Raw genomic sequence first — 22,763 nt, forward strand, 5'->3', positions numbered from 1 at the left:
TGGAATCCTCGTGAGCCCCGGCGCGGCGCATCGCCGTCACAGGTCCGCGTGCAGGTGCCAGACCTTCTCGGCGGCCCCCGCCCATGTGAAGGCGCGCGAACGGTCGTGGCCGAGCACGCTGAGCCGCTCCCGGCCCGAGCCGAGTGCGGTGCGGAGGGCCTCGCCGAGGTCCTCCGCCGCGACGAACAGGCCGCCGTCGTAGATGACCTCGCGGTGCACCGGGGAGTCGACCGCCACGAGCGGCACGGCGAGGGACATCGCCTCCACGGCGCGCCACGGCCAGGCGGTGCGCGTGCCGCCTGCGACGAACGCCGCGGCCTCCGAGATGACGGCGGCGCGGTCTGCGCGCGCGAGCGGCCCGAGCGTCACGACCCTGTCGGGCGACAGCCCCGCTGCCTGGGCGAGCTCGGCGACCCCGTCCTCCTGCCCGGTGGGGACGTCGAGCACCGCGGCGGCGAGATCGGTCGCGGCGATCGCGCTCAGCGCCGCCAGCAGGCCGTCGGCGTCCGCCGTGCCGCCGCTGGTCGCGGCGAAGCGTTCCGGCAGCCCGGCGCCGATGCGGCGCGCCCCGGAATCGATCGGGGCCGCGAAGTCGAGTTCGACGGCACCCGGGATCACGCGGAGTCGATCGTCGACGTTGGCGTACGAGCTCAGCTCGTCCGCCATGGCGTGCGTCGGAACGACGATCGCGTCTGCGTAGCGCGCGGCGCGGCGCAGGAGACCGCGCTGGCGGGAAGCGCCCTGTGCGTTGCGCTCGGCCACCGACACCCACGGCGACAGGTCCCACACGCTGACGACCGTCTGGTCGCCGTCGTTGACGCGATCGTGCGCCATGAGCGGCGCGAGCAGCGTCGGGGAATGCACGATGCCGCGCGCCGACCCCCGCACGAAGCCCAGCGGCCAGTCGCGCCGCATGTGCTTGGCCGCCGTCACGTTGAACAGCCCGTCGACGTCGATCCCGTCCTCCACGGGTGCGATGCCCTCTACGCGGCACCCGACGGGGGCCGTCGCGATGAGCGCTCGGGTGAGGTCGCGCGCGACGCCGCGCAGATCATCGTTCGTGGGGTGCACGACCTGGTCGAGCACGACGCGAAGGCTTACCGGCATGAGCAGAGCCTATCTGCGCGTGCCTGAACCTCCGCGAAGACGCGCGTCACCGGGGCGCCGTGCGGTCTCACTCCCCCTCCGGGTGCAGCGCCGAGGAAACCGCCTCGCGCACCGCGGCGTAGTCCGGCGCGCCGCCGTCGGCACCGTAGCCGTTGTCCGGCGTGAGCTCGATCGAAGCCATCTCCTGCTCCTTGGCCTTCGTGGCGAGGTCGAAGAAGCCAGGCAGGTCGCTCTGCGGCAGGTCGGTCTTCACCAGGTCTTCGCCCGCCCGCGCCACGGCCTCGAAATTGCTGAGCACGTTCTGGGGCGTGAACTGATCGATGATGGCCGCCTGCAGCTCGCGCTGCCGGCGCATCCGGTCCCAGTCGGTCGTCGTGTACCGCGAACGGGCGTACCACTGCGCCGTGTCACCGTCCATCGTCTGCAGCCCTGGTTCGATCCATCCGGTCGCCCAGTCCTCAACGGGCCCTGGGTGACCGTCGCCCTTCGGCAGGCGCTCCTTCACGTCGATCTCCACGCCGCCGAGCGCGTCGACCAGCGATGCGAACCCGTGCATGTCCAGCAGCACGTAGTGCTCGATGTCGATGCCCAGCGCGCCCTCGGCCGCGTCCTTGGTCGCCTCGATGCCCGGCGCCGACCCCTGCGCCGCCGCGTCGGGGTAGAGCTCGGTGCCCCCCGTCTCGCTGAAGTTCCCGTTCGCGTCGCAGACCTCGACGGCCTGGCGCACGTGGTTGAGCCAGCCGTTCCACCCGCACTCGCCGCTCTGGCCCTGGAAGCCGTCCGGGTACCGCTCGTGCATCGGCGACCCCTCCTCGAACGGCACGTTCTGCATCTCGCGCGGCAGCCCGAAGATCGTGACCTTGCCGGTATCCGCGTTCACCGAGACGACCGAGACGCTGTCGAAGCGCATGGAGTCGCGCCCCTCAGACGAGTCGCCGCCGAGCAGCAGCACGTTGTAGTAGCCGTCGGCCGGCTGGATCGGCCCACCGCCGCCGAAGATGTTCAGCGCACCGCCCGCCGCGATCAGCCGAGGTGCGACGAACCCGGCCGCGCTGCCCGACACGACCATCAGGACGATCGACAGGGCCGCGATGAGGAACCTGCCCGGCGCCTGAGTCTTCACGAGGCGCACGAGTCGCAGTGCGTCGAGGCTCAGGATGATCCAGAGCACCCCGTAGGCGACGACGACGATCGCGAGCGCGACGAGGACGAATGAATTCAGCAGCACGCTCAGGGTGAACGTCCGCGCCAGCAGGAGCCCCGCCACGACGAGCGCGATGAGCACCCACATCGCGAGCGTCGCTCCCAGGCCGAAGCGCCCGAGCTTCCGGTTGCCCGCCAACACCTGCGCCGACCCCGGGATGAGCCAGTTCAGCACCACGAGCCACCAGCCGCGACGCGTCATGACCTCGCGGTCGGATGCGTCGGGGTGCCGCAGCGGCAGCGGGCGCGCGACGGGTCGCGGCCTCCCCGGCGCGACGCGCGGCGACTCGGTCAGCGTCATGCGGAGGCATCCCCCGAGCCGAGCGAAGCCTTCAGGCGGCGGTTCTTCTCGCCGACCTGCTCCTCCAGCTCGCGCGCATATGCCTCGATGCGGTCGGCGACGGCGGGGTCGCCTGTGCCGAGGATGCGCGCGGCGAGGAGGCCCGCGTTCTTCGCGCCATTGATCGACACGGTCGCGACGGGGATGCCGGCCGGCATCTGCACGATCGACAGCAGGGAGTCCATGCCGTCAAGGGTCTTCAGCTGCACGGGCACCCCGATCACGGGCAGCGCCGTCAGCGATGCGAGCATGCCCGGCAGGTGCGCCGCTCCCCCCGCACCGGCGATGATCGCCTTCAGGCCGCGCGAGCGGGCCTCACGGCCATAGCTGATCAGCTTGTCGGGCGTCCGGTGCGCCGAGACGACCTCGACCTCGTGAGGGACGCCGAAGTCGGTGAGCGCCTCCGAGGCATCGGCCATCACGCGCCAATCGGAGTCGGAGCCCATGACGACGCCGACGAGGGGGTTCTGCGAGGAGTGGAGCACGCGACAAGGGTATGTCCCGCCCCTTGCCGTCGCCTGGCACGACCCGCAGAGTTCCCCGTGCCGAGCTGTGGGAGGCGGCGCGGAGCCGTACGGTGCCTCAGGTCAGGGAGTCGCGCCGCCAGAGGCGCGCCGCCTGGTGCAGGTCCTCGGCATAGGCCGCGAGCCGCGCCGCGCGCGCCGTGAACGTCGACGCGCGCTCCGGCTCCGTCGCCTCATAGTCATCCGCGAGGTGCGTCGCGCCGGATGCCTGCACGCGGCAGAACGCGGCCGCGCGATCGAGGGCGACCGCGAAGTCACCGGCGAACACGCCGCGCATGATGCGATCGATGACCGCAACCAGCTCGGCGGGGCCCGCAGACGACGGCGCCCCAGCGACCACCGGGTCGGCGGTGCGCAGCTCGGCGGTTCCCCTTTCGTGCAGGAGCGCCGCCGTCACTGAGTCGTCATGTATCGACAGCTGCAGCAGGTACAGCCGCCACAGCGAGCCCGGGAGGGTGTTGGCGGGGCTGCGCGACCACAGCTCGGCGATGTCGTCGATGCCGTGGCTCGCTGTGAACGCCACCAGGCGATCGACGACATCGATCTCCGGGTCGGCGCGCACGCGCGCCAACAGCGCCTGCGCCGTCGCGTGCGCGGCGCGCGAGACCTCGGCGGGATCGTCGCCGACGAACAGGCGGTCGAACACTTCGCCGGGCAGCCGCACCGGCTTGTGGAAGTCCTCGGACACTACTGCCCGCCCTCCGCCTTCTCCGGCATGTCCTCCTGCTGCACGTCGCGTTCGAAGACGCCGCGTCGATGTTCGTGGGGCGGTTCGACGATGACGCGCTTGCGCAGCATGTCGTCGGGGCGCGTGCGCGCGAGGAATGCGACGAGGCGCTCGCGCACGAGGCACCGCAGCGCCCAGATCGTGTCGGCGTCGACGGCGGTCACCGACACCCGGAGCTGGGCGGAGCCGCCGACGGCATCCGTCATCACGAGCCCCCACGAGCGGCGGTCCCAGAGGTCCGTCGAGTCGAGCACCATCTGGAGCTCGTCGCGCAGCGCGTCGACGTCGACGGAGTAGTCGACTTCCAAGTACACGGTGCCGGTCACGGCCGTCTGGTTCCGCGTCCAGTTCGTGTACGGCGTCGTCGTGAAGTACGTCGAGGGCAGCACGAGGCGTCGGTCATCCCAGATCTGCACGACGACGTAGGTGAGAGTGAGCTCCTCGACTGTGCCGTACTCGCCGTTGACCTCGACCGTGTCGCCAGCGCGGAGCGCGTTGGAGAACGCGAGCTGCAGCCCGGCGATCAGGTTGCCCAGCGTGGACTGGGCCGCGATACCGGCGACGATCGACGCGACACCGGCCGACGCGAGCAGAGATGCCCCGAACGTGCGCGCCCCGGGGATCGTCAGCAGCATCGCACCGGCGGTGAGCACGATCACGACCACCATGACGAGGCGGCGGATCATCTTCACCTGCGTTCGTCGCTGTCGCAGCGTGAACTCGTCGGCCTGCGTCTTCTTCTCCTGCACCTGCATCGCGCTGTCGATGAAGAAGATCAGGATCTTCGCGATCAGCCATCCGAGCACGCCGATCGAGCACAGCCTCAGCACGTACTCAGTCAGGTCGGCCAGGCCCTCCACATCCTCGGGCATCAGGCGCGGCACCGTGAACCACGAGCCGAAGACGACGATCGCCCAGAAGATCGCTTTCGAGAAGCGCCCCCTCAGCTCGCCGAACGTGGGGTGGCGCTTCGTCAGCCCCGCCATCGTGCGCGCGAATGCGAACGACACGATGAACCCCACCGCGACGGCGATCGCCACCGCGACCGCGACCCACACCCACGACAGCCAGGGGTGTTCCTGGGTCGTCTCTACGACGTCTGCGAGCTCCGTCCTCATGGACCCCACGGTACCGGCGGCCCGATCCGTGCGGCCTGGGGAGGAGGGGCTCCGCTTCAGCGCGGCACCGGAGCCCGCCGAGACGACGGGCGCTGCCCATCGCCCCCGATGCGGAGCGAACCCGTTATATCACGCAACCTTCGGTAGGGTCCTGTACCTGACGGGCGTCACCGATGCCGCGGACGCATGCCGCGCAGGCGCTCGACTCTTCGTCGTCCCGTCTCGGGTCCAGCTCCGAAGCCGGAGCGCGGCTGAGAGCACCCCGATTCCGAGGAGCGTCTCCACCCCATGCCCGCCGTGTTCGGTCTCGCGATGATCGGAGTGTTCTGCCTGCTGGGCATGGCGCTCCGCCGTTGGATCCCCCTCTTCCGCAGCAATCTCGTCCCCGCATTCGTGCTCGCCGGCCTGCTCGGCATGATCGCGATGAACTCCGGTCTGTCCGGACTGATCCCTGGCGTCGACTCGGGTCTGTTCGCAACACTGACAGCTCAGCTCTTCATCCTGAGCTTCATCTCCATCGGACTGACGCCCGGCGACCCCGCCCACAAGGCCGACAAGGGCGGGCTCTCGCGCAATGGCCTGTTGCGCGGCGCCTGGGTCATGGGGCTGACGTGGACCCTCGTGTACGCGATGCAGGGCCTGATCGGCGTCGGCACCGTCGCCGTGTCTGGCACGCCGAGCGGTATGGACCCGGTCTACGGCCTCATCGCACCCTTCGCATTCGCGCAGGGCCCTGGACAGGCGATCGCGTTCGCCACGATCTTCGAGAAGCAGGGCTGGGACAACGCGATCGACGTGGGCCTGGCGTTCTCGTCGGCCGGCTTCATCGCCGCGTTCGTCGTCGGCGTCCCCCTCGCCCGCTGGGGCATGCGCCGCGGCATCGCGACGCACGCCATGGACATCTCGCCGTCGGTCGCAAAGGGCTACTTCGACAAGGGCGAGGAGACCGAACCCATGGGTCGCGAGACGACCTATGCCGGTTCGATCGACACCCTGACCTTCCACGCCGCCATGATGGGCGTCTCGTACATGGGTGCATACGGGCTCGCATGGCTCGCCTCGTTCATCCCTGGATTCGTCGGCGAGACCGTCTCGGGAATGCTGTTCATGACGGGCCTCATCAGCGCGTACATCGTGCGCTGGGTGCTGCGGATGCTGGGGATCGAGCATCTGCTCGACCGCAGGCTGCAGGCGAAGATCACCGGCACCGGCACCGACCTCGTCGTCGTGGCATCGTTCATGGCCGTGCAGCTCGCAGTCGTCGTCGAGTGGATCGTCCCGATCCTGATCACCTGCGTCGTCGTCACGACGGTCACGGCCTGCGTCGTCATCCTGATCGGTCAGCGCTACGGATCGGACCACGACTTCGAGCGGACGATGGGCATGTTCGGCACGCTCACCGGCACCACGCCGACCGGCCTCGCGCTCGTGCGCATCCTCGACCCGCGCATGCGCACCGCGACGTTCGGTGAGATGGGACTGATGAACCTGCCGGAGCTGCTGTCGATGCCCGTCGTGCTGATCATCTCGGCCGTCTTCGCCGATGCCATGGGCATGCCCATCGCTCTCGGCGTACTCGGCGGCCTCGTCGTCGTCTACTTCTTGATCATGCTCTTCACCAAGTCGATGGGCAGGCGGACCTGGTCGTTCGCGCGCCATCGCTGAACTCGCACCCCGAGAGAAAGAGACCCGAACTATGGGAACCATCTACCGCAACGGCCGGATCATCACGATGGTCGGGCGCGACGACGCGCCGGAAGCCCTGCTCGTTCAGGAAGGACGAGTCGCCGCAATCGGCACGCTCGCCGACACGCGCGCCGCGGCGAAGCCGGACGACCGCGAGATCGATCTCGCCGGCCGCACGCTGATGCCCGCGTTCATCGACTCGCACGGCCACATGCTGATGCACGGCATCCTGAAGACGCTCGTCGACCTCGAGCATGCCAGGAGCATGGACGACATCGTGGCCGCTTTCCGGGCCGAGCTCGACGCGCGCGACCCCGGCGACGCGTCGCCTCTGATCGGTGTGAAGTACGACCCGGCGGTGCTCGACGAGCGCCGTCATCCCACCCGGCACGACCTCGACCGCGTCCGCGGCGACGTGAAAGTGCTGGCCTTCCACCGCAGCCTGCACGTCGGCGTCGCGAACAGCGCGCTCATCGATGCGGCGGGCATCACCGCCGAGACACCGGACCCGGAGGGGTCCCGGTTCGGCCGTGAGGCAGACGGCGTCACCCCCGATGGATACCTCGAGGAGCACGGCGCACTCGGCCGTCTGATGGCGGTGCTCGCACCCGACGCCGAGACGATCAGTCTCCTTCCGGGCGTCAGCGTCTCGGGAGAAGAGGCCGTGGCCGCCGCGGTCGCCGACTATCTCCGGCACGGCATCACGACCGCCCAAGAGGGCGCGGCGGATCCGAAGTCGATCAACCAGCTCGCAGAGGTCGCGCGATCGGGCGGCATCGGTCTCGACCTCGTCGTGTACCCGCTCGGCACCATCGACGTCGACTCGTTCGCCGCGCATCCTGATCTCACCGGCGGCTACGTCGGCGGCATGCGCCTCGGCGGCACGAAGCTCGTGCTCGACGGCTCGCCGCAGGCACGGTCGGCGTGGATGAGCGAGCCGTACACGCCGGTCGAAGGACAGGACCCATCGTTCGCCGGCTACCCGATCCTCACCGATGAGCAAGTCGACGCCGTCGTTCAGCGCGTCGCCGTCGAGGGCGGCCGCCAGATGATCGTGCACTGCAACGGCGACGCAGCGGCCGAGCAGTGGATCAGCGCGTTCGAGCGCGCCGCGGAGCGGCACCCGTCGCTGCCCGACACACGCCCCGTGATGATCCATGCCCAGACGGTGCGCGACGACCAGCTCGACCGGATGGCGGAGATCGGGATGATCGCCTCGGTATTCAGCGTGCACACCTATTTCTGGGGCGACGTGCACATCCAGAACTTCGGCCCGGAGCGCGGACGCCGGGTCTCCCCCGCGCGATCGGCGCTCGACCGCGGCGTCACGGTCACCCTGCACCAGGACACCCCTGTCACCCCGCCCGACATGATCCACACGATCTGGGCCGCAGTGAACCGCGTCAGCCGCAACAGCAATCCCATCGGGTTGGAACAGCGCATCTCAACGTGGGAAGCGCTGCGCGCCGTCACGGTCGACGCGGCATTCCAATACGGCGAGGAGAACTCGAAGGGCCAGCTCCGCCCCGGTATGCGCGCCGACCTGGTCGTGCTCTCGGGCGACCCGCTCGCGGCCGTACCCCACGAGTTGCGCGACATCGAGGTGCTCGCGACGATCAAGGACGGCGAGGCTGTCTTCGAGAAGTAGACGCACAGCTGAGGGCCTCGGCTTCGGCCGGGGCCTCAGCTGAGCGCCGTCAGCGCCGACACTGGCTGTCGCCTCTGCGGGTGTTCGGGAGAAACTGCCGGGAATCGGGTGCAGTCCTTCGGGCCAGCGCAAGGCACGCGGCTCTGTGGGGATCGTCAGGCGCTCCCGAGTGGGTGGTCAGCGCCGCTTCCACTAAACTCAACCGACGGGCCTATAGCTCAGTTGGCAGAGCATCGGACTTTTAATCCGCGGGTCGAGGGTTCGAGCCCCTCTGGGCCCACAGAAGGCAGCGAGTACCGAGAGAGGAAACCAGTGACCGCGAAGCGCTTCCGCACCGCAGGCATCCTCGGGGGGTGCACGGTCGTGGTGGCGCTCGTCGCTGGATTCGTCCTCCCGATCGACTCGGAGCCCGCTGGGCCGACCCTCGCTGACACTCCTCGGGCAACGACGGCATCGAGCGAATCAGCACGCGCAATGCCAGCGGCACCCGCGAAGGCGAAGCCGACCACCGCCGGGATCACGCGTCAGCAGATTCTGACGCGCGCCTATCAGTGGTACGAGAAGGATGTGCAGTACAGCCAGCGCAAATACACGACCGATGCCGACGGCGACATGTATCGCCGAGACTGCTCCGGTTTCGTCTCGATGGCGCTGAATCTCGATCCGAGCGCGAAGTACTGGACCGGCGACATCGACGAAGTTCTGGAGCCGATCGCCTGGGATGATCTGCGCCCCGGTGACGTCGTTGGCGACATCGCGCGTCCTGACGGGAAGTCCGGTCACATCGTGATCTTCGAGAAGTGGGCGAACGAGAAGCGGACGAAGTTCGTCGCGCTCGACCTCCGCGACCCGAAGACTGATATGGGTCACAGCACGTGGTCCGTCAAGACGACGCACAAGAAGCGGCCGTACAAGCCGTACCGGTACCCGAACATTCTCACTTCTGCAGAGGAAGCTGCGCGTTCCGGGGCGTGAGCGGCGGCTCCTCGTTGCCCATTCGCCGCGGTCGCGAGTGACGCAGCTGATGCGTCCGCCACTTGACTTCGCATCAATTCTTGCCGCGTCACTAGATACCCGAGCGGTGAGGTCTGCGTCCCTCGCCCTTCCGAGCTGCCGTATGCCCGGGCATCCGGAGGGCAGCTCATGGGCAGTACCGGCCGAACGCGCGGACTCGCCGAACGGCGCGCGGCGCGGCGGTTGTCGACCGGTAGCGTTCCTCACTGACCGGAGACGACCGCAGAGGGGTTCACCATGTCTTCCCGCAAGCACGCGGGTGCGCCGTCGCACGAGACGCCCGCACGCCCGCCGCTCGAGTTCTACGGCGGGAAGTGGGTCCTCCTCGTCCCGACCGTCGCTCTGATCGCCGTGATGTGTTGGGTGTCGTTCACCGAGCGCGCTTCGATCTCGGCGTTCTGGGTCGGCGGCATCCTCGCCCTGATCATCGGAATGCTGTTCGCCCGCGACCGCAAGGCGTACGCCGACACGATCGTGCGCGGCCTCACCGACCGCACGGGTGCGACCGTGATCGTGGCGTTCATCTTCGCCGGCGTTTTCGGCGCCATCATGAAGGCGGCTGGCCTCGTCGACGGCCTGCTGTGGCTCGGCCTGCAGACGGGGCTCACGGGCGGCTGGTTCACGGTGCTCGCGTTCATCCTGGCCTGCATCTTCGGGGCGGGCACCGGCACGAGCGTCGGGACCGTTCAGGCGATGGCACCCGTGCTGTTCCCGGCCGGCATCCTGCTGGGCGCCGACCCGACGATGCTCGCGGTCGCGATCCTCGCCGGCGGCGCGTTCGGCGACAACATCGCTCCGATCTCCGACACCACCGTGACCAGCGCGTACACGCAGAACGCGTCGATGGGCGATGTCGTCAGGAGCCGCCTGCCTCTCGCGCTCACGGCGGCGGCCGTCTCGATCGTCGTGTTCGCGATCTTCGGGGGCGGCGGCGAGGTCGTCGAGCAGTCGGCGAGCGGCACCGGCCCGATCGGCCTCATCCAGATCATCCCCTTCGCCGTCGTCCTGACGCTCGCGATGATGAAGCGGCATCTGTTCGTCTCTCTGACCTGGGGCATCATCGCCGGCATCGCGATCGGCCTGGTCACCCGCACGCTCGACCCCGCGCAGATCTTCTCGATCCCGGCCGAGCGCGGGGAATCGACCGGCCTGATCGAGGACGGCATGGCCGGAGTCACGGGCCTCATCCTGCTCGTCCTGCTCATCATGGCCTTCTCGCAGGTGCTCGCCGAGAGCGGGATGATGGCGTCGCTGCTGGCGAAGCTCGAGCGCGCCTCGGCTCGCGGCGTGCGCAGCGCGGAGCTGACGATCATCGTCGTCACCCTGGTCTTCACGGTGCCGCTCGGCGCGAACGCGCCGGCGATCCTGCTGGTCGGCCCGACCATCGCGAAGCCTCTCGGCGAGAAGCACCGCCTGAGCGCGGCCCGACGCGCGAACCTGCTCGACTGCAGCGCGTGCACCGTGTTCTACATGCTCCCGTGGCACAACGCCGTGATCGCCTGGTTCGCGACGATCTCGATCGCGGCGGCCGACATCGGCATCGACGCCCCCGGCATCGGCGCGGCGTTCATGAATCCGTACGCATGGGCGCTGCTCGTCGTCATCGTCGTATCGGCCCTGACCGGATGGAACCGCACGTACGCCACCGAGAAGGAGCTCGCCGCCGCATGACCGGAACGACGATCGGCATCCTCGGCGGCATGGGCCCCGCCGCGAGCGTGCACTTCCAGAAGCGGCTCGTCGACCTCACGCCCGCCGAGAGCGACGCCGACCATCCGCCGACCGTGATGTGGTCGGACCCGCAGCTCCCCGACCGCGTGGCGGCGCTGCGCGGCAGCGGAGCCTCCCCCGTCCCCGGCCTCCGCCGCGGAGCGGAGATCATCCGTTCGGCGGGAGCCGACATCGTCGCGGTGCCGTGCAACACCGTGCACCCGTTCCTCGACGACGCCCTCGGCGCGGGCGGCTACGTCGACATGATCGGGGAGGCGGCGCGCATCGTCGCCTCCCACGGCATCACGCGCGCCGCCGTGCTGGCGACGGCCGCGACGCTCGAGGACGGCATGTACGAGCGCGCGCTCGCCGCCCACGGCGTCGAGGCGACGCATCCGGACGATCAGCAGGCGGTGCTCGACATCATCGCGGCGGTGAAGGCCGGCGGCGACGTCGAGGCGCTCCGAGCGCGCCTGTTCGCGGTGATCACGCATGCCCTCGCCGGCGCGAGCGACGGCGTGCTCGTCGCGTGCACGGAGCTGTCGGTGCTCATGGCCGATGCTCCGATGCCCGACGTCGTCGATGCGCTCGACGAGCTCGCCCGCGAGACCCTCCGCCGCGCCGGCATCGACCCCGCATAGGCCGTCACCTGGCGCCAGCGGCTGATCGCGTTCGGCCGGCGATGATTCCGAGAAACCGCGCGCGTTCTGTCCCACGGCCGCTGCCCGGATGCCTCCGATGGCATCGGCGCGGCCGTCGTGCCGACGGGATTCAGCCGCCGACGGTGAAGCGCTCGTCGAGGTGCTCTCGGAGCACCTGGTCGTCGATCCTGCCGCCGCGCACCATCACGCCGTAGGACATTCCGGCTTCGGCGGGAGTGTCGGCCGACGCCGCTCTCCCGACGGCCCAGGCCACGTCGTCGAGGAACTCGTCGGCGACCTCAGCGTGCCTCGGGAAGGTGACGACGTGCAGCGACGGCGGCACCTCCTGCGTGTCGATCCACCACCCGCGCTCCCCCAGCGCACCGGCGATCGCCGGGATCGCGGGACCCGAGGATGCCGCGGCGAACACGCCCATGGGCGGCGCCCCGATGACCTCGAGCCCGTTGCGCTCCAGCCCGCGCTGGAGCTTGCGCGCCGTCGTCATCACGTCGGCGACGAGCTGGGAGTAGCCGTCGCGGCCGAGGGCGCTGAGCGCCGTCCAGGCGGCGGCCGCCGGCCCGACGGGCCGGGTGCCGAGCACACCGGACGCGGCGTACGCGCCGCCCGGCCAGTCGTTCGAGACGTAGTAGCTCGCGTGGCGCAGCTCGCGGCTGGAGAACAGCAGCACCGAACCGCCCTTCATGCCGTAGCCGTACTTGTGCATGTCGACCGACACGCTCGTGACGCCCGGCACATCAATGCTGAACTTCGGCGGCGTCGTGCCGGCTGCGTCGAGGAACGGGAGGAAGAGCCCGCCCATCGCGGCGTCGACGTGCAGGCCGACGCCCGTCCCCTGCAGTGCCGCGCCGACCTCCTCGACGGGGTCGACGACGCCGTACGGGAAGCAGGGGGCCGAGAGGCACACGGCCGCCGTCGACTCGTCGACGGCGGCGAGGATGTCCGACACGGACGGGAGGCCGTCGATGCCGACCGGGACGAGCTCCACGGAGAGCCCGAGGTAGTCGGCTGCCTTCCAGAAGCCGGGGTGAGCCGTGACCGGCATGACGAGCCTGCGGCGCGAGGCGTTGCCCGGCAGGTCTCGGTAGCCCTTCATCGCGACCATGATCGACTCGGTGCCGCCGGAGGTGAAGACGCCGTACGCATCGACGCCGGGCGCGATCACCGACGCGACCATCGAGATCGCCTCGGACTCGAACTGCTGCACGCTCGGGAACGCCGATGCCGAGAGGGCGTTCTCGTGGGCGAACAGCGCGGAGGCCTCGTCGACCAGGTCCTGGTGCCAGTCGGGCGAGTCGTACACGAGCGACCAGCCTCGGCCGCCGCGCCAGTCGACGTCGTCGGACGTGGCCGCACGCCAGGACTGACGGATAGCTTCGGGATCGAGTCCGGAATCGGGAAGCTGCATCCCTCGAGGCTATCGCGACGGTGCCGGACGCGCCCTCGGCGTGCGGTGGTGCGCCGGCGTCTCGCTCTGCCCGTCGCGGTCGCAGACGACGCGCCACGGTCTCGGGAATCCTGGCGCGTCGTCTGCGACTCGGGCGGAGGAGGTCTCCCCTCGTGCGGCCGGCGGTTCAGCCGCGGATCGCCTCGGCGATCGGGGTCGCGCCGTCGCCGAAGCTGATCGTGCGGCCGATCGTCGTGTCGTCGGCGAGGACCGCCGCTGCCACCGCCGCCACGTTGCCGCGCGAGACGCGGCCGTCGCCGGGCTCGTCGACCTCGATGAGGCCGGTCGGCTCGTCGAGCGTCAGCCCGCCGGGGCCGAGGATCGTCCAGTCGAGGCCGCTCTCGCGCAGGTGCGCGTCCGCCGCCGCCTTCGACTCCGCGTAGGCGAAGAACGAGTCGCCCTCCGGCACGCCGTGGTCGGGTCGGGCGCCGATGTACGACACCATGACGTAGCGCGAGACGCCCGCGCGCTCGGCGGCGTCCATCGACAGCTTCGCCGCGTCGCGGTCGACGGCGTACGTGCGCTGCGGGTCACCGCCGCCGGCGCCGGCCGACCACACGACGGCGTCGTGCCCCGAGGCCAGTTCAGCGAAGCCGTCGGCGTCGAGCTGTTCGATGTCGGCCACGAGCGGCGTCGCACCCGCCGCCGAGACATCGTCAGCGTGGTCGGGGTTCCGGATGACCGCCACGGGCTCATCGCCCCGTGCGGCCAGGATCGGCGCCAGTCGCAGCGCCACCTTGCCGTGCCCTCCGATGATCAGTACTCGGCTCATCGTTCCTCCTCGTTCTCGCGGTGCTTCCACGCTATCGCCGGCACGGGCGCCGAGGGCCGTCGATGGTGCGCGCACAGCACGAGCCGCGTTCCGCACCGGCGATTCACGCGGGATGAACGGGCGCGCGAGCGGCCCGAGCGTCAGAACAGCAGATAGACGGCGCCGAGGATCGTGACGGCGATCACGAAGACGTCGAAGAAGCGCTGGTCCATCCGGCGTACGATGATCCGGCCGAGCAGTGCCCCGACGGCGACGGCGGGGATCAGGACGAGATCGATCAGCACCGTGTCGACCGTGAGGATGCCGAGGCCGATCGAGAACGGGACCTTGGCGAGGTTCACCGCGGCGAAGAAGTACGCGGCCGTGCCGAGGAACTCCTTCATCGGGAAGCGCATCGCGAGGAAGTACATCGTCATCACGGGGCCGCCGGCGTTGGCGACCATGGTCGTGAAACCTCCCAGCGCACCGTACGACGCCGCCATCACCCGCCCGCCCGGCACGCTGTCGGGATCGTGTCGTTCGCGACGGCGGCGCCACAGCGTGACGCCGATGACGAGCAGCAGGATCACGCCGATGACGCGCTTCGTCCAGGTGTCGGACGCATAGTTGAGGAACACGACGCCGGCGAGGATGCCGACGAGGACCGCGGGGATGAGCGGGAGGAGGGCGCGCAGCCGCGCGTGCCTGCGGTACAGCAGCAGGGCGAAGACGTCGCCGACGATCAGCAGGAGCAGCACGGCGCCCGTCGACTGCTTGGCGGGGAGCGCCGCGGCGAACAGGGCGATGGCGATCGTGTTGACGCCGGGCAGAGCCGCCTTCGACATGCCGACGCTCATGGCCCCGACCGCGAGCGCGACCCACGCCAGCACGCTCAGCTCAGGCACGGGGCTCGCTTCGGGTCACCGGCCGAGTCTACCGGCGCCCGGCCGCGCCCGTCGGGCATCCGGATACGTGAGAACCCCGGCTCCGCGAGGAGCCGGGGTTCTGGGGAGCCGCCTGCCGGAATCGAACCGGCGACCTATTCATTACGAGTGAATCGCTCTACCGACTGAGCTAAGGCGGCGTGTCCGCTGTATCAGCGGCACGATCAACGAGCATACCCCATGTCGGGCCGCGCTTCGAATCGTCGCGACGCCCGCGCGTGGCATCGGCGGGTCATCGGCAGGTGAGCCCCTCGTCCGGGGTCGTACCGTCGATCAGGAACGCTCCGACGGCGTCGTTGACGCACGCGCTGTTGCCGTAGCCGCCGTGTCCCTCGCCCTCGTACGTGATGAGCGTTCCGCTCGTCAGCTGATCTGCGAGCGACTCCGCCCACTCGTACGGCGTCGCGGGGTCTCCCGTCGTGCCGACGACGAGGATCGGTGCGGAGCCGTCGGCGTGGATCTCGCCACGCGCCCCTGTCGGCTCGTGCGGCCATTCGGCGCAGCCGTCCGGGCCGAACCAGTACGGCGCGATCGTCGGCGCCTCGGCCTTCACGAGCGCCTCGGCGGCCTTCTCCTCCGCCGGCGTCGCGGGCGGATAGTCCATGCAGTTGTAGGCCGTGAACGCCTCGGTCGTGTTGCTCACGTATGTGCCGTCGACGCGGTCGTTGTACATGTCGGCGAGGGCCATCGCTCCCGAGCCGTCGCCGTCCTGCGCCGCGACGAGCGCGTCGGTGAGCGTCGGCCAGGAGGCCGGGCTGTAGAGGGCCGCGATGATCCCCGTCATGAGCGAGTCGGCGCCGAGCTCGCGCCCGTCCGGAACCGGCAGGGGGTGCTCGTCGACCGATGCGAGCAGGGCGGAGAGGTCGGCCATGCCGTCGTCGACGTTGCCGGTGAACGGGCATCCGCCGGCCGCGCCGCCGCAGTCGCCGAGGTAGCCGCGCAGCGCGTTCTCGAAGCCGACGCCCTGCTTCGCACCGACCATGGCGCTCGGCACAGACGGGTCCATCGCGGCATCGAGCACGAGGTGGTCGGCGCGATCGGGGAACAGCTCGGCGTACGTCGCGCCCAGGAACGTTCCGTAGGAGAAGCCGAGGTAGCGCAGGCCCTCCTGGCCGAGCACGCCCCGGATGAGGTCGAGATCGCGCGCCGCCTGCTCCGTGGTCGTGAACTCGAGCAGATCGCCGGAGTTCTCGTCGCACGCCGCCGCGAACGCGGCGTTCTGCTCCTCGAGCTCCCGCTCCCACGCAGTCGTGCCCCGCTCGTTCTCCGGGATGTCGTACAGGTAAGCGTCCATCCCGGCGTCGTCGAGGCAGGTCACCGCGGTGGATGCGCCGACGCCGCGCGGGTCGAAGCCGACGATGTCGAAGGCATCGCGCAGGTCTTCGCCGAAGAGGTACTCAGCGCTTCCCGCGACGAAGTCGACCCCACTCGCGCCGGGGCCGCCGGGGTTCGTCAGCATCGCACCCTGCGGGGCGCCGCCCTCCGCGAGGTAGCGGTTGACGGCGAGCTCGATCTCGCCGAGGTCGGGATCGTTCCAATCGAGCGGCGCCGTGATCGTCGTGCACTGCAGGTTCGGACCGCAGTCCTCCCACACCGGCGGCTGGTCGTAGAACTCGACCAGGTCGCCCGGCACGCCCTCCGTGACGGGCACCGGATCGGCGGGACGGTCGGGGATCAGCGCGGACACGCAGCCGGACAGCGCGAGTGCGGCGACCGTGAGGCCTGCTGCGGCCGCCGCGGCGCGGCGGAGGGAACGGATCACTGGGGCTCTCCCCTTCCAAGGGCGGCGGGTACGGCGGCGCGCGGCGCGCCTCACAGGCGGTTCCCGCTGACGATCGTCACGAGCAGGCTCTCGAGGGCGAGCGCTGGCTGGGAGTTCTGCTCGATCGCGCCGCGGGTGTCGGCGATGTGGTCGAGCACCCGCAGCGTGCGTTCGGGCTTCCACGCGGCGGCGACACCGCGCAGCTGGTCGAGCAGCTCGAGGTTGATGATGCCTTCGTCGCGCCCGTGCTGGAGCATCGCGATGTCGCGGTACATCGATTGCAGATCGGTGAGCACGCGGTCGAGGCCGTCGCGCAGGCTCCGCGTTGCGCGCTTCTTCTGCTCGTCCTCCAGCGCCTTCAGCTGCGAGCGCACCGCCGGCGGCACGCGGCCGCCCTCGGCGACGCCGACCGTGCGCAGCAGCGACGCGCGCTCGGCCTCGTCGCGCTCGGCCGTCAGGGCCTTGGCATCGTCGGCCGCCGCACTCACGATGGAACCGGAGACCTCGACGACGTCGCCGATCGTGCGCACTCCGAGCACTCGGCGCAGGCTCTCGTCGCGGCGCTCGCGGGAGGCGGGGTTCGTCGCGAGCCGCTGCGCCATGCCGATGTGGCGCTGCGCGTGCCTGGCCGACTGCTCGGCGACGGCGGCGTCGGCTCCCGTGCGCTCGACGATGAGCCGTGCGACGTCGTCGACGGTCGGCTCGTTCAGCCGCAGGGTGCGCACGCGCGACCGGATGGTGGGCAGCAGGTCGACCTCGCTGGGTGCGCAGAGCACCCACACGGTGTCGGCCGGCGGCTCCTCGAGCGCCTTCAGCAGTACGTTCGACGTGCGCTCCGTCATCCGGTCGGCGTCTTCGACGACCATGACGCGGTATCGGCCGTGCGACGGCGCGAAGTACGAACGCTCGACGAGCTCGCGCGCCTGCGCGATCGTGATGATCACGCCTTCGGTGCGCAGCGCCGTGAGATCGGGGTGCGTACCGGCCAGGACCTGCCGCATCGTTCCCTCGTCACCGGGCTCCGCGATCAGCGCCGCACCGAACGCCCGCGCGAGCGTCGAGCGGCCCGAGCCGGGAGGGCCCGTGATGAGCCAGGCGTGCGCGAGCGAACCGCCCGACGCCGCGCGGCGCAGCGTGTCGACGGCCTCCGCCTGCCCCCAGACGTCTCCCCACGGCAGCTCGGTCGGGGGTGCGGAAGTCATGGACTCAGCCTACCGGCGGCCTCCGACGCGACGCGCGGCATCGCGCCGCTCCGAGCCGTGGGCCGGCGTGTGCGCCGGTGTCCCCACCCGGAGCGCGGGCGACAGCTCGGAGAAGGAACAGAATCTCGAGGAGATCCGCCACGGCCGCCCGAGGAGCCGGCGCCTGAGCCCGGGCGCTGCTCGGGCTCAGGCGCCGGCCAGCAGCTCGGCGACGCGCGCCCGGATGGCCGCCGCGATCTCGTCGCGCGGGGCCGCGGCGTCGAGCACGAGGAAGCGCTCGGGCTCGGCCGCGGCGAGCGCGAGGAAGCCGTCGCGCACGCGTGCGTGGAACTCGACCTTCTCCGCCTCGAGCCTGTCGAAGGGCTTATCGTCGGCGTCCAGGCGCGCACGGCCGACGGCGGTGTCGATGTCGAGCAGCACCGTCAGGTCGGGCAGCGCACCCTCGGTCGCCCACAGCGACAGGTCGCGCACCTCGTCGGCGCCGAGCACGCGCCCCGACCCCTGGTAGGCGACGGAGGAGTCGAGGTACCGATCCTGGATCACGACGTGCCCGCGCGCCAGCGCGGGCTTCACGAGCGCATCGATGTGGTGCGCCCGGTCGGCGGCGTAGAGCAGCGCCTCGGCGCGGGCGCCGATGTCGGGCTCGCCGTCGTCGTGCTCCCCCGCCCTGTGGTGCAGCACGATCTCGCGGATCTTCCTGCCCACCGCGGTCCCGCCCGGCTCGCGCGTGCGCACGACGGTGCACCCCTCGGCCTCAAGGCGCTCCTGCAGCAGCGCGGCCTGGGTCGTCTTGCCCGCACCGTCGCCGCCCTCGAGCGTGACCCAGAGGCCCCCGGCAGAGCCAGCCCGGGGGCCGTCGACACCGCGCATCACTCGCCCGTGTCGGCGGGCTTCGCCGCCGACTTCTCGACCGTCGTCTTGCTCGCCGCCGTGCCCGTCGCCTTCTTCGCAGTCGTCTTCTTCTTCGCGGTCGCGCCGGTCGCCGACGTCGAGGCCGCCGGCTTCTTCGCGGCGGCGGTCTTCGACGCCGTCGCCTTCTTCGTCGTCGCCGCCTTCTTGGTGGTCGTCGTCTTGCGCGTCGTCGTGCGCTTCTTCGCCGGGCCCTTGGCGCGCTTATCGGCGATCAGCTGTACGGCGCGCTCGAACGTGATGTCCTCGACCTGCTCGCCCCGCGGAATCGTGGCGTTCGTCTCACCGTCCGTCACGTACGGCCCGAAGCGGCCGTCGCGCACCTTCAGCGGCTTGCCGCTGACGGGGTCGGCCTCGAACTCCTTCAGCGCGCTGGCGGCGCGGCGGGCGCCGTACTTCGGCTGCTTGTAGACCTCGAGCGCCTCGTCCAGCGTGATCGAGAAGATCTGGTCCTCGGTCTGCAGCGAGCGCGAGTCCGCGCCCTTCTTCAGGTAGGGGCCGTAGCGGCCGTTCTGCGCCGTGATGGGATCGCCCGACTCCGGGTCCTCCCCCACTGTCCGCGGCAGGTCGAGCAACCGGATCGCGGTGTCGAGATCGATCGTCTCGGGCGACATCGATTTGAACAGTGATGCACGCCGCGGCTTCGGCTCGTCCTTCTTGGCGGTGCGCTTCTTCGGCTTCTCCTCGACCTCCCCCGTGGCCGCGTCGGCGGCCTCGGGGTCGACCGGGTCCTCTTCCTCGAGGTACGGCCCGAAGCGGCCGTCCTTGACGACGACGACCTTGCCGGTTGCGGGGTTCTCGCCGAGCACGCGGTTGCCCGCGACAGGGGCGTCGATCAGCTCCTGCGCCTTGGCGGGCGTCAGCTCATCCGGCGCCAGCTCCTCCGGCACGTTCACGATGCGCGGCTTCGCCTCGGGGTGCTCGGGGTCGACGACCTCGAGGTACGGACCGTACCGGCCGAAACGGAGAGTGGCGACGTCGGTGATCTTCGTCGCGTTGATGGCGCGCGCATCGATCTCGCCGAGGTCGTCGACGATGTTGCGCAGGCCCGGCTGTCCCTCCCCGCCGAAGTAGAACGCCTTGAGCCACTCGGGCCGCTCGGTCTCGCCGCGGGCGATCGCGTCGAGGTCGTTCTCGAGGTTGGCCGTGAAGTCGTAGTCCACGAGCTCCGCGAAGTGCTGCTCGAGCACGCGCGTCACACTGAACGCGAGCCACGTCGGCACGAGCGCCTGGCCGCGCTTGACGACGTAGCCGCGGTCGAGGATGACCGCGATGATGCTTGCGAACGTCGAGGGGCGGCCGATGCCCTTCTCCTCCAGCACCTTGACGAGCGTGGCTTCGGTGTAGCGCGGCTTGGGGCTCGTCTGGTGGCCCTTCGCCTCCGGCTCGGCGAGCGAGAGGCCGTCACCGACCGCGACCTTCGGAAGCCGCTGGTCGGCGCCCTTGTCGGCGTCGGCGCGCGACTCGTCGCGGCCCTCTTCGTACGCCTCGAGGAAGCCCTTGAAGGTGTAGACGGTGCCGGATGCGGTCAGCTCGGCCTTCTTGCCCGCGGCCTTCGTCTCGAGGGTGACCGTGGTCGTCTCGAGCTTCGCGTCGGCCATCTGGCTTGCGACGGTGCGCTTCCAGATCAGGTCGTACATCCGCTTCTCGTCGCGGCCGAGGGCGCCGCCGATCTCGCTCGGGCGGCGGAACGTGTCGCCGGCCGGGCGGATGGCCTCGTGCGCCTCCTGTGCGTTGCGGCTCTTCGACGCGTAGACGCGGGGCTTCAGCGGCACGGCCGAGTCGCCGTAGAGCTCGACGGCCTGCTCTCGCGCCGCCTTGACGGCCTGCGCCGACAGGTTCGTCGAGTCGGTGCGCATATAGGTGATGTATCCGCGCTCGTACAGGCTCTGCGCGACCGACATCGCGGTCTTCGCCGTCATGCCGAGCTTGCGACCGGCCTCCTGCTGCAGCGTCGACGTCGTGAACGGCGCGTACGGGCGGCGGGTACCCGGCTTCGCCTCCACGCCGGTAACGGCGGCGTCGGCGGCCTCGAGCGCGGCGGCGAGCTCGGTCGCGGTCTTCTCGTCGAGCACGACGACGGCGCGCTTGAGCTTGCCCTCGTCGTCGAAGTCGCGACCGACCGCTACGGGAGCGTCGTCGAGGCGCACGAGCCTGACGCGGAAACTCTCGTCGGCGCGAGCCGCCGTCGCGTCGATGCCCCAGTAGTCGGCCGAGACGAACGCCATGCGCTCGCGCTCGCGGTCGACGACCATGCGGGTCGCCGCCGACTGCACGCGGCCGGCACTGAGCGCCTGGCCCTCCCTGCCGCTGCCGACCTTGCGCCACAGTACCGGGGAGACGTCCCAGCCGTAGAGGCGGTCGAGCACGCGTCGCGTCTCCTGCGCATCGACGAGCGAGATGTCGAGCTCGCGCGTGTTCTCGGCGGCGGCCCTGATGGCGTCCTTCGTGATCTCGTGGAAGACCATGCGCTTGACCGGGACCTTCGGCTTCAGCGTCTCGAGGAGGTGCCACGCGATGGCCTCGCCCTCGCGGTCCTCATCGGTGGCGAGCAGGAGTTCGCTCGCCCCCTTCAGCGCCCGCTTGAGCTCGCTGACCGTCTTCGTCTTGCGGTCGCTGACCACGTAATAGGGTTCGAAGCCGTTCTCGACGTCGATCGAGTACTTGCCGTACGCGGCGCGGTCCTTCTCCGGGATGTCGCGCTTGTTCGCGAGGTCCCGGATGTGACCGACCGAGCTGAGCACCTCGTAGTCGTCGCCGAGGTAGCTCTGGATCGACTTCATCTTCGTCGGCGACTCGACGATGACGAGCTTCTTGCCTGTAGCCAAGGGGCGTCCTTTCTTCGCTGGCCACCCTACACATCGCCGTCTGGGGGCGGATCCGACCCCTGCGATGCACGTTCTCCGTGTCGGCCGCCCCGCCTTCGACGGATCGGACGAGACACGGGTGCCGCCGGTTCCCCGCACGCGGGCGAGTGCCGGTCATCCGGGCGGGCCGGCGCGGGCGGCGGCCTCGACCGGGAGCCCAGCATAACCGCCCTCGACGACGACCGTCGCGACGAGCCCGTCGACGACGCACGCCGTCACCCGCGCACCGTTCGCCGCCGCGGCCTCCCCCGCGCGACCGCACGGCTCGCCCGCGGCGGCTCCGGATGCCGCATCGGCCGCGGCGAGCGCGGCCGCGTCGGCGGCGCTCGCGACGCGCTGGCTCTCGGCAGCGGCCGCCCCGACCCCGACGAGGCCGATCGCCAGAACTGCGGCGGCGGCGACGACCCCCGCGGCGAGCGCCGAGCCCGACATCACAGCCCCCCGTCGAGCGCGCAGCTCTCGGCGGCGAGCGGCACGCTGATCGGCCCGAAGCGGGCCTGAACCGATGCCGTCGCGCACACCAGGTCGCCCGAGCGCGACACGCTGTGGCCGGCACCGGTGACGGCCCTCGCGACGACGCCGCCGGCCTTCCCCTCGTCGCCGCGCGCGATCATCCGGGCCGCGTCGGCGGCGGCGTCCTGGAGGCGCACCTGGGCCCCTGCGCAGGCGAGCCCTCCGATCGCGAGGGCGACGACCGCGATGACGGCGGGCAGGGCGACCGCGAGCTCGGCCGCCACGGATCCGCGCTCGTCGTCGCGCAGGATCGAGGAGCGCCCGCGCTCGGAAGGACGAATCCGGCGGGAACGTCCCCGACGTCGCTGGTTCTCCTCCGGGATGCGCATCGGACCCCGGCGGGCGGCTCGGAGCGCGCCCCGCGACCTCGGCGCACCGAGGCGCTCGCGCGCCCCGGGCGCCGGCGCGGGATGCGCCGCGCCGGCGCCCGGGGCTGAGTCGCCGTTCATGCCGTGCTGAGCGCGCGCTCGATGATGTCCTGCAGCATGCCCCGGATGCCGTCGGATCGCAGCACCGCGACGAGCAGGCCGGCGAACGCGACGGCCGCGAGCGTGACGATCGCGTACTCAGCCGTCGACGCGCCCTCCTCGTCCGCGAGGAGGTGGGTTGCGGTGTTCATGATGTGTACCTCT

The 22,763-nt window shown here is 70.6% G+C and carries 20 protein-coding genes and 2 tRNA genes; 6 read left to right on the forward strand and 16 right to left on the reverse strand.

Translation table 11 applies throughout. The annotated features are described in order from the left end of the window. Window positions 1-36: 36 nt before the first annotated feature. The 5 genes from C0010_RS13240 to C0010_RS13260 all read right to left on the reverse strand — a co-directional run bounded on the left by C0010_RS13240 (window position 37) and on the right by C0010_RS13260 (window position 5,019). Window positions 37-1,107: a glycosyltransferase gene (locus C0010_RS13240; protein ID WP_105567571.1), complete on the reverse strand. Its 1,071-nt coding sequence runs from the start codon at window positions 1,105-1,107 to the stop codon at window positions 37-39. Window positions 1,108-1,174: 67 nt separating this feature from the next. Continuing rightward, a complete protein-coding gene (locus C0010_RS13245; protein ID WP_105567572.1) occupies window positions 1,175-2,611 on the reverse strand; it encodes an LCP family protein in 1,437 nt (478 codons plus the stop codon). Further along, entirely contained in the window at window positions 2,608-3,096 is a 489-nt protein-coding gene (purE, locus tag C0010_RS13250; protein WP_105567637.1) for a 5-(carboxyamino)imidazole ribonucleotide mutase, read from the reverse strand. Before purE ends, C0010_RS13245 begins: the two co-directional genes overlap by 4 nt. Before the next feature lie 136 nt (window positions 3,097-3,232). Beyond that, complete coding sequence (locus tag C0010_RS13255; protein WP_105567573.1) at window positions 3,233-3,862, reverse strand: DNA-directed RNA polymerase subunit beta; 630 nt, start codon at window positions 3,860-3,862, stop codon at window positions 3,233-3,235. Then, window positions 3,862-5,019 (reverse strand): mechanosensitive ion channel family protein, encoded by a 1,158-nt coding sequence (locus C0010_RS13260; protein ID WP_105567574.1) that lies wholly within the window; start codon window positions 5,017-5,019, stop codon window positions 3,862-3,864. The genes C0010_RS13255 and C0010_RS13260 overlap by 1 nt, the downstream gene beginning before the upstream one ends. Before the next feature lie 288 nt (window positions 5,020-5,307). Between C0010_RS13260 and C0010_RS13265 the strand changes: the two genes are divergently transcribed. The 6 genes from C0010_RS13265 (at window position 5,308) to cuyB (ending at window position 11,718) form a co-directional block, all read left to right on the forward strand. Then, the gene (locus tag C0010_RS13265; protein ID WP_105567575.1) at window positions 5,308-6,684 is read left to right on the forward strand and encodes a sodium/glutamate symporter family protein; all 1,377 of its coding nucleotides are present in this window, start codon (window positions 5,308-5,310) and stop codon (window positions 6,682-6,684) included. Window positions 6,685-6,715: 31 nt separating this feature from the next. After that, window positions 6,716-8,353 carry an amidohydrolase gene (locus tag C0010_RS13270; protein ID WP_105567576.1) on the forward strand — a complete coding sequence of 546 codons (1,638 nt, stop codon included), beginning with the start codon at window positions 6,716-6,718 and terminating at the stop codon, window positions 8,351-8,353. A 207-nt stretch (window positions 8,354-8,560) separates the two neighbouring features. Next, window positions 8,561-8,633 (forward strand) — tRNA-Lys (locus C0010_RS13275). A 194-nt stretch (window positions 8,634-8,827) separates the two neighbouring features. Then, a complete protein-coding gene (locus tag C0010_RS13280) occupies window positions 8,828-9,328 on the forward strand; it encodes an NlpC/P60 family protein (protein WP_158685518.1) in 501 nt (166 codons plus the stop codon). 276 nt (window positions 9,329-9,604) lie between these two features. After that, complete coding sequence (locus tag C0010_RS13285; protein WP_105567578.1) at window positions 9,605-11,038, forward strand: Na+/H+ antiporter NhaC family protein; 1,434 nt, start codon at window positions 9,605-9,607, stop codon at window positions 11,036-11,038. Further along, window positions 11,035-11,718: a cysteate racemase gene (gene cuyB, locus C0010_RS13290; RefSeq protein ID WP_158685519.1), complete on the forward strand. Its 684-nt coding sequence runs from the start codon at window positions 11,035-11,037 to the stop codon at window positions 11,716-11,718. Before C0010_RS13285 ends, cuyB begins: the two co-directional genes overlap by 4 nt. Window positions 11,719-11,848: 130 nt before the next feature. Here the strand turns inward: cuyB and C0010_RS13295 are convergent, their stop codons facing one another. From C0010_RS13295 to C0010_RS13345, 11 genes are all read right to left on the reverse strand, one after another. After that, window positions 11,849-13,144, reverse strand: a complete 1,296-nt coding sequence (locus C0010_RS13295; RefSeq protein WP_105567580.1) for a pyridoxal phosphate-dependent decarboxylase family protein — start codon at window positions 13,142-13,144, stop codon at window positions 11,849-11,851. 166 nt (window positions 13,145-13,310) lie between these two features. Then, window positions 13,311-13,955, reverse strand: a complete 645-nt coding sequence (locus C0010_RS13300; protein WP_105567581.1) for an SDR family oxidoreductase — start codon at window positions 13,953-13,955, stop codon at window positions 13,311-13,313. Window positions 13,956-14,095: 140 nt separating this feature from the next. Then, window positions 14,096-14,839: a sulfite exporter TauE/SafE family protein gene (locus tag C0010_RS13305; protein ID WP_232531962.1), complete on the reverse strand. Its 744-nt coding sequence runs from the start codon at window positions 14,837-14,839 to the stop codon at window positions 14,096-14,098. A gap of 106 nt (window positions 14,840-14,945) precedes the next feature. After that, a tRNA-Thr gene (locus C0010_RS13310) sits at window positions 14,946-15,018 on the reverse strand. Between the two features lie 92 nt (window positions 15,019-15,110). Then, window positions 15,111-16,640 (reverse strand): alpha/beta hydrolase, encoded by a 1,530-nt coding sequence (locus C0010_RS13315; protein ID WP_105567582.1) that lies wholly within the window; start codon window positions 16,638-16,640, stop codon window positions 15,111-15,113. Window positions 16,641-16,690: 50 nt separating this feature from the next. Then, window positions 16,691-17,842, reverse strand: a complete 1,152-nt coding sequence (locus tag C0010_RS13320) for a DNA polymerase III subunit delta' (protein ID WP_105567583.1) — start codon at window positions 17,840-17,842, stop codon at window positions 16,691-16,693. A 186-nt stretch (window positions 17,843-18,028) separates the two neighbouring features. Further along, window positions 18,029-18,712, reverse strand: a complete 684-nt coding sequence (gene tmk, locus C0010_RS13325) for a dTMP kinase (RefSeq protein WP_105567639.1) — start codon at window positions 18,710-18,712, stop codon at window positions 18,029-18,031. Beyond that, the gene (gene topA, locus C0010_RS13330) at window positions 18,712-21,579 is read right to left on the reverse strand and encodes a type I DNA topoisomerase (RefSeq protein ID WP_105567584.1); all 2,868 of its coding nucleotides are present in this window, start codon (window positions 21,577-21,579) and stop codon (window positions 18,712-18,714) included. The genes tmk and topA overlap by 1 nt, the downstream gene beginning before the upstream one ends. A gap of 153 nt (window positions 21,580-21,732) precedes the next feature. Further along, window positions 21,733-22,050: an Rv3654c family TadE-like protein gene (locus tag C0010_RS13335; protein ID WP_105567585.1), complete on the reverse strand. Its 318-nt coding sequence runs from the start codon at window positions 22,048-22,050 to the stop codon at window positions 21,733-21,735. Beyond that, window positions 22,050-22,355 carry a TadE family type IV pilus minor pilin gene (locus C0010_RS13340; protein WP_232531963.1) on the reverse strand — a complete coding sequence of 102 codons (306 nt, stop codon included), beginning with the start codon at window positions 22,353-22,355 and terminating at the stop codon, window positions 22,050-22,052. The genes C0010_RS13335 and C0010_RS13340 overlap by 1 nt, the downstream gene beginning before the upstream one ends. 221 nt (window positions 22,356-22,576) lie before the next feature. Next, window positions 22,577-22,750 carry a DUF4244 domain-containing protein gene (locus tag C0010_RS13345; RefSeq protein ID WP_105567586.1) on the reverse strand — a complete coding sequence of 58 codons (174 nt, stop codon included), beginning with the start codon at window positions 22,748-22,750 and terminating at the stop codon, window positions 22,577-22,579. Between the last annotated feature and the right edge of the window lie 13 nt (window positions 22,751-22,763).

Source organism: Microbacterium halophytorum, from assembly GCF_002970975.1.
Lineage (GTDB): Bacteria > Actinomycetota > Actinomycetes > Actinomycetales > Microbacteriaceae > Microbacterium > Microbacterium halophytorum.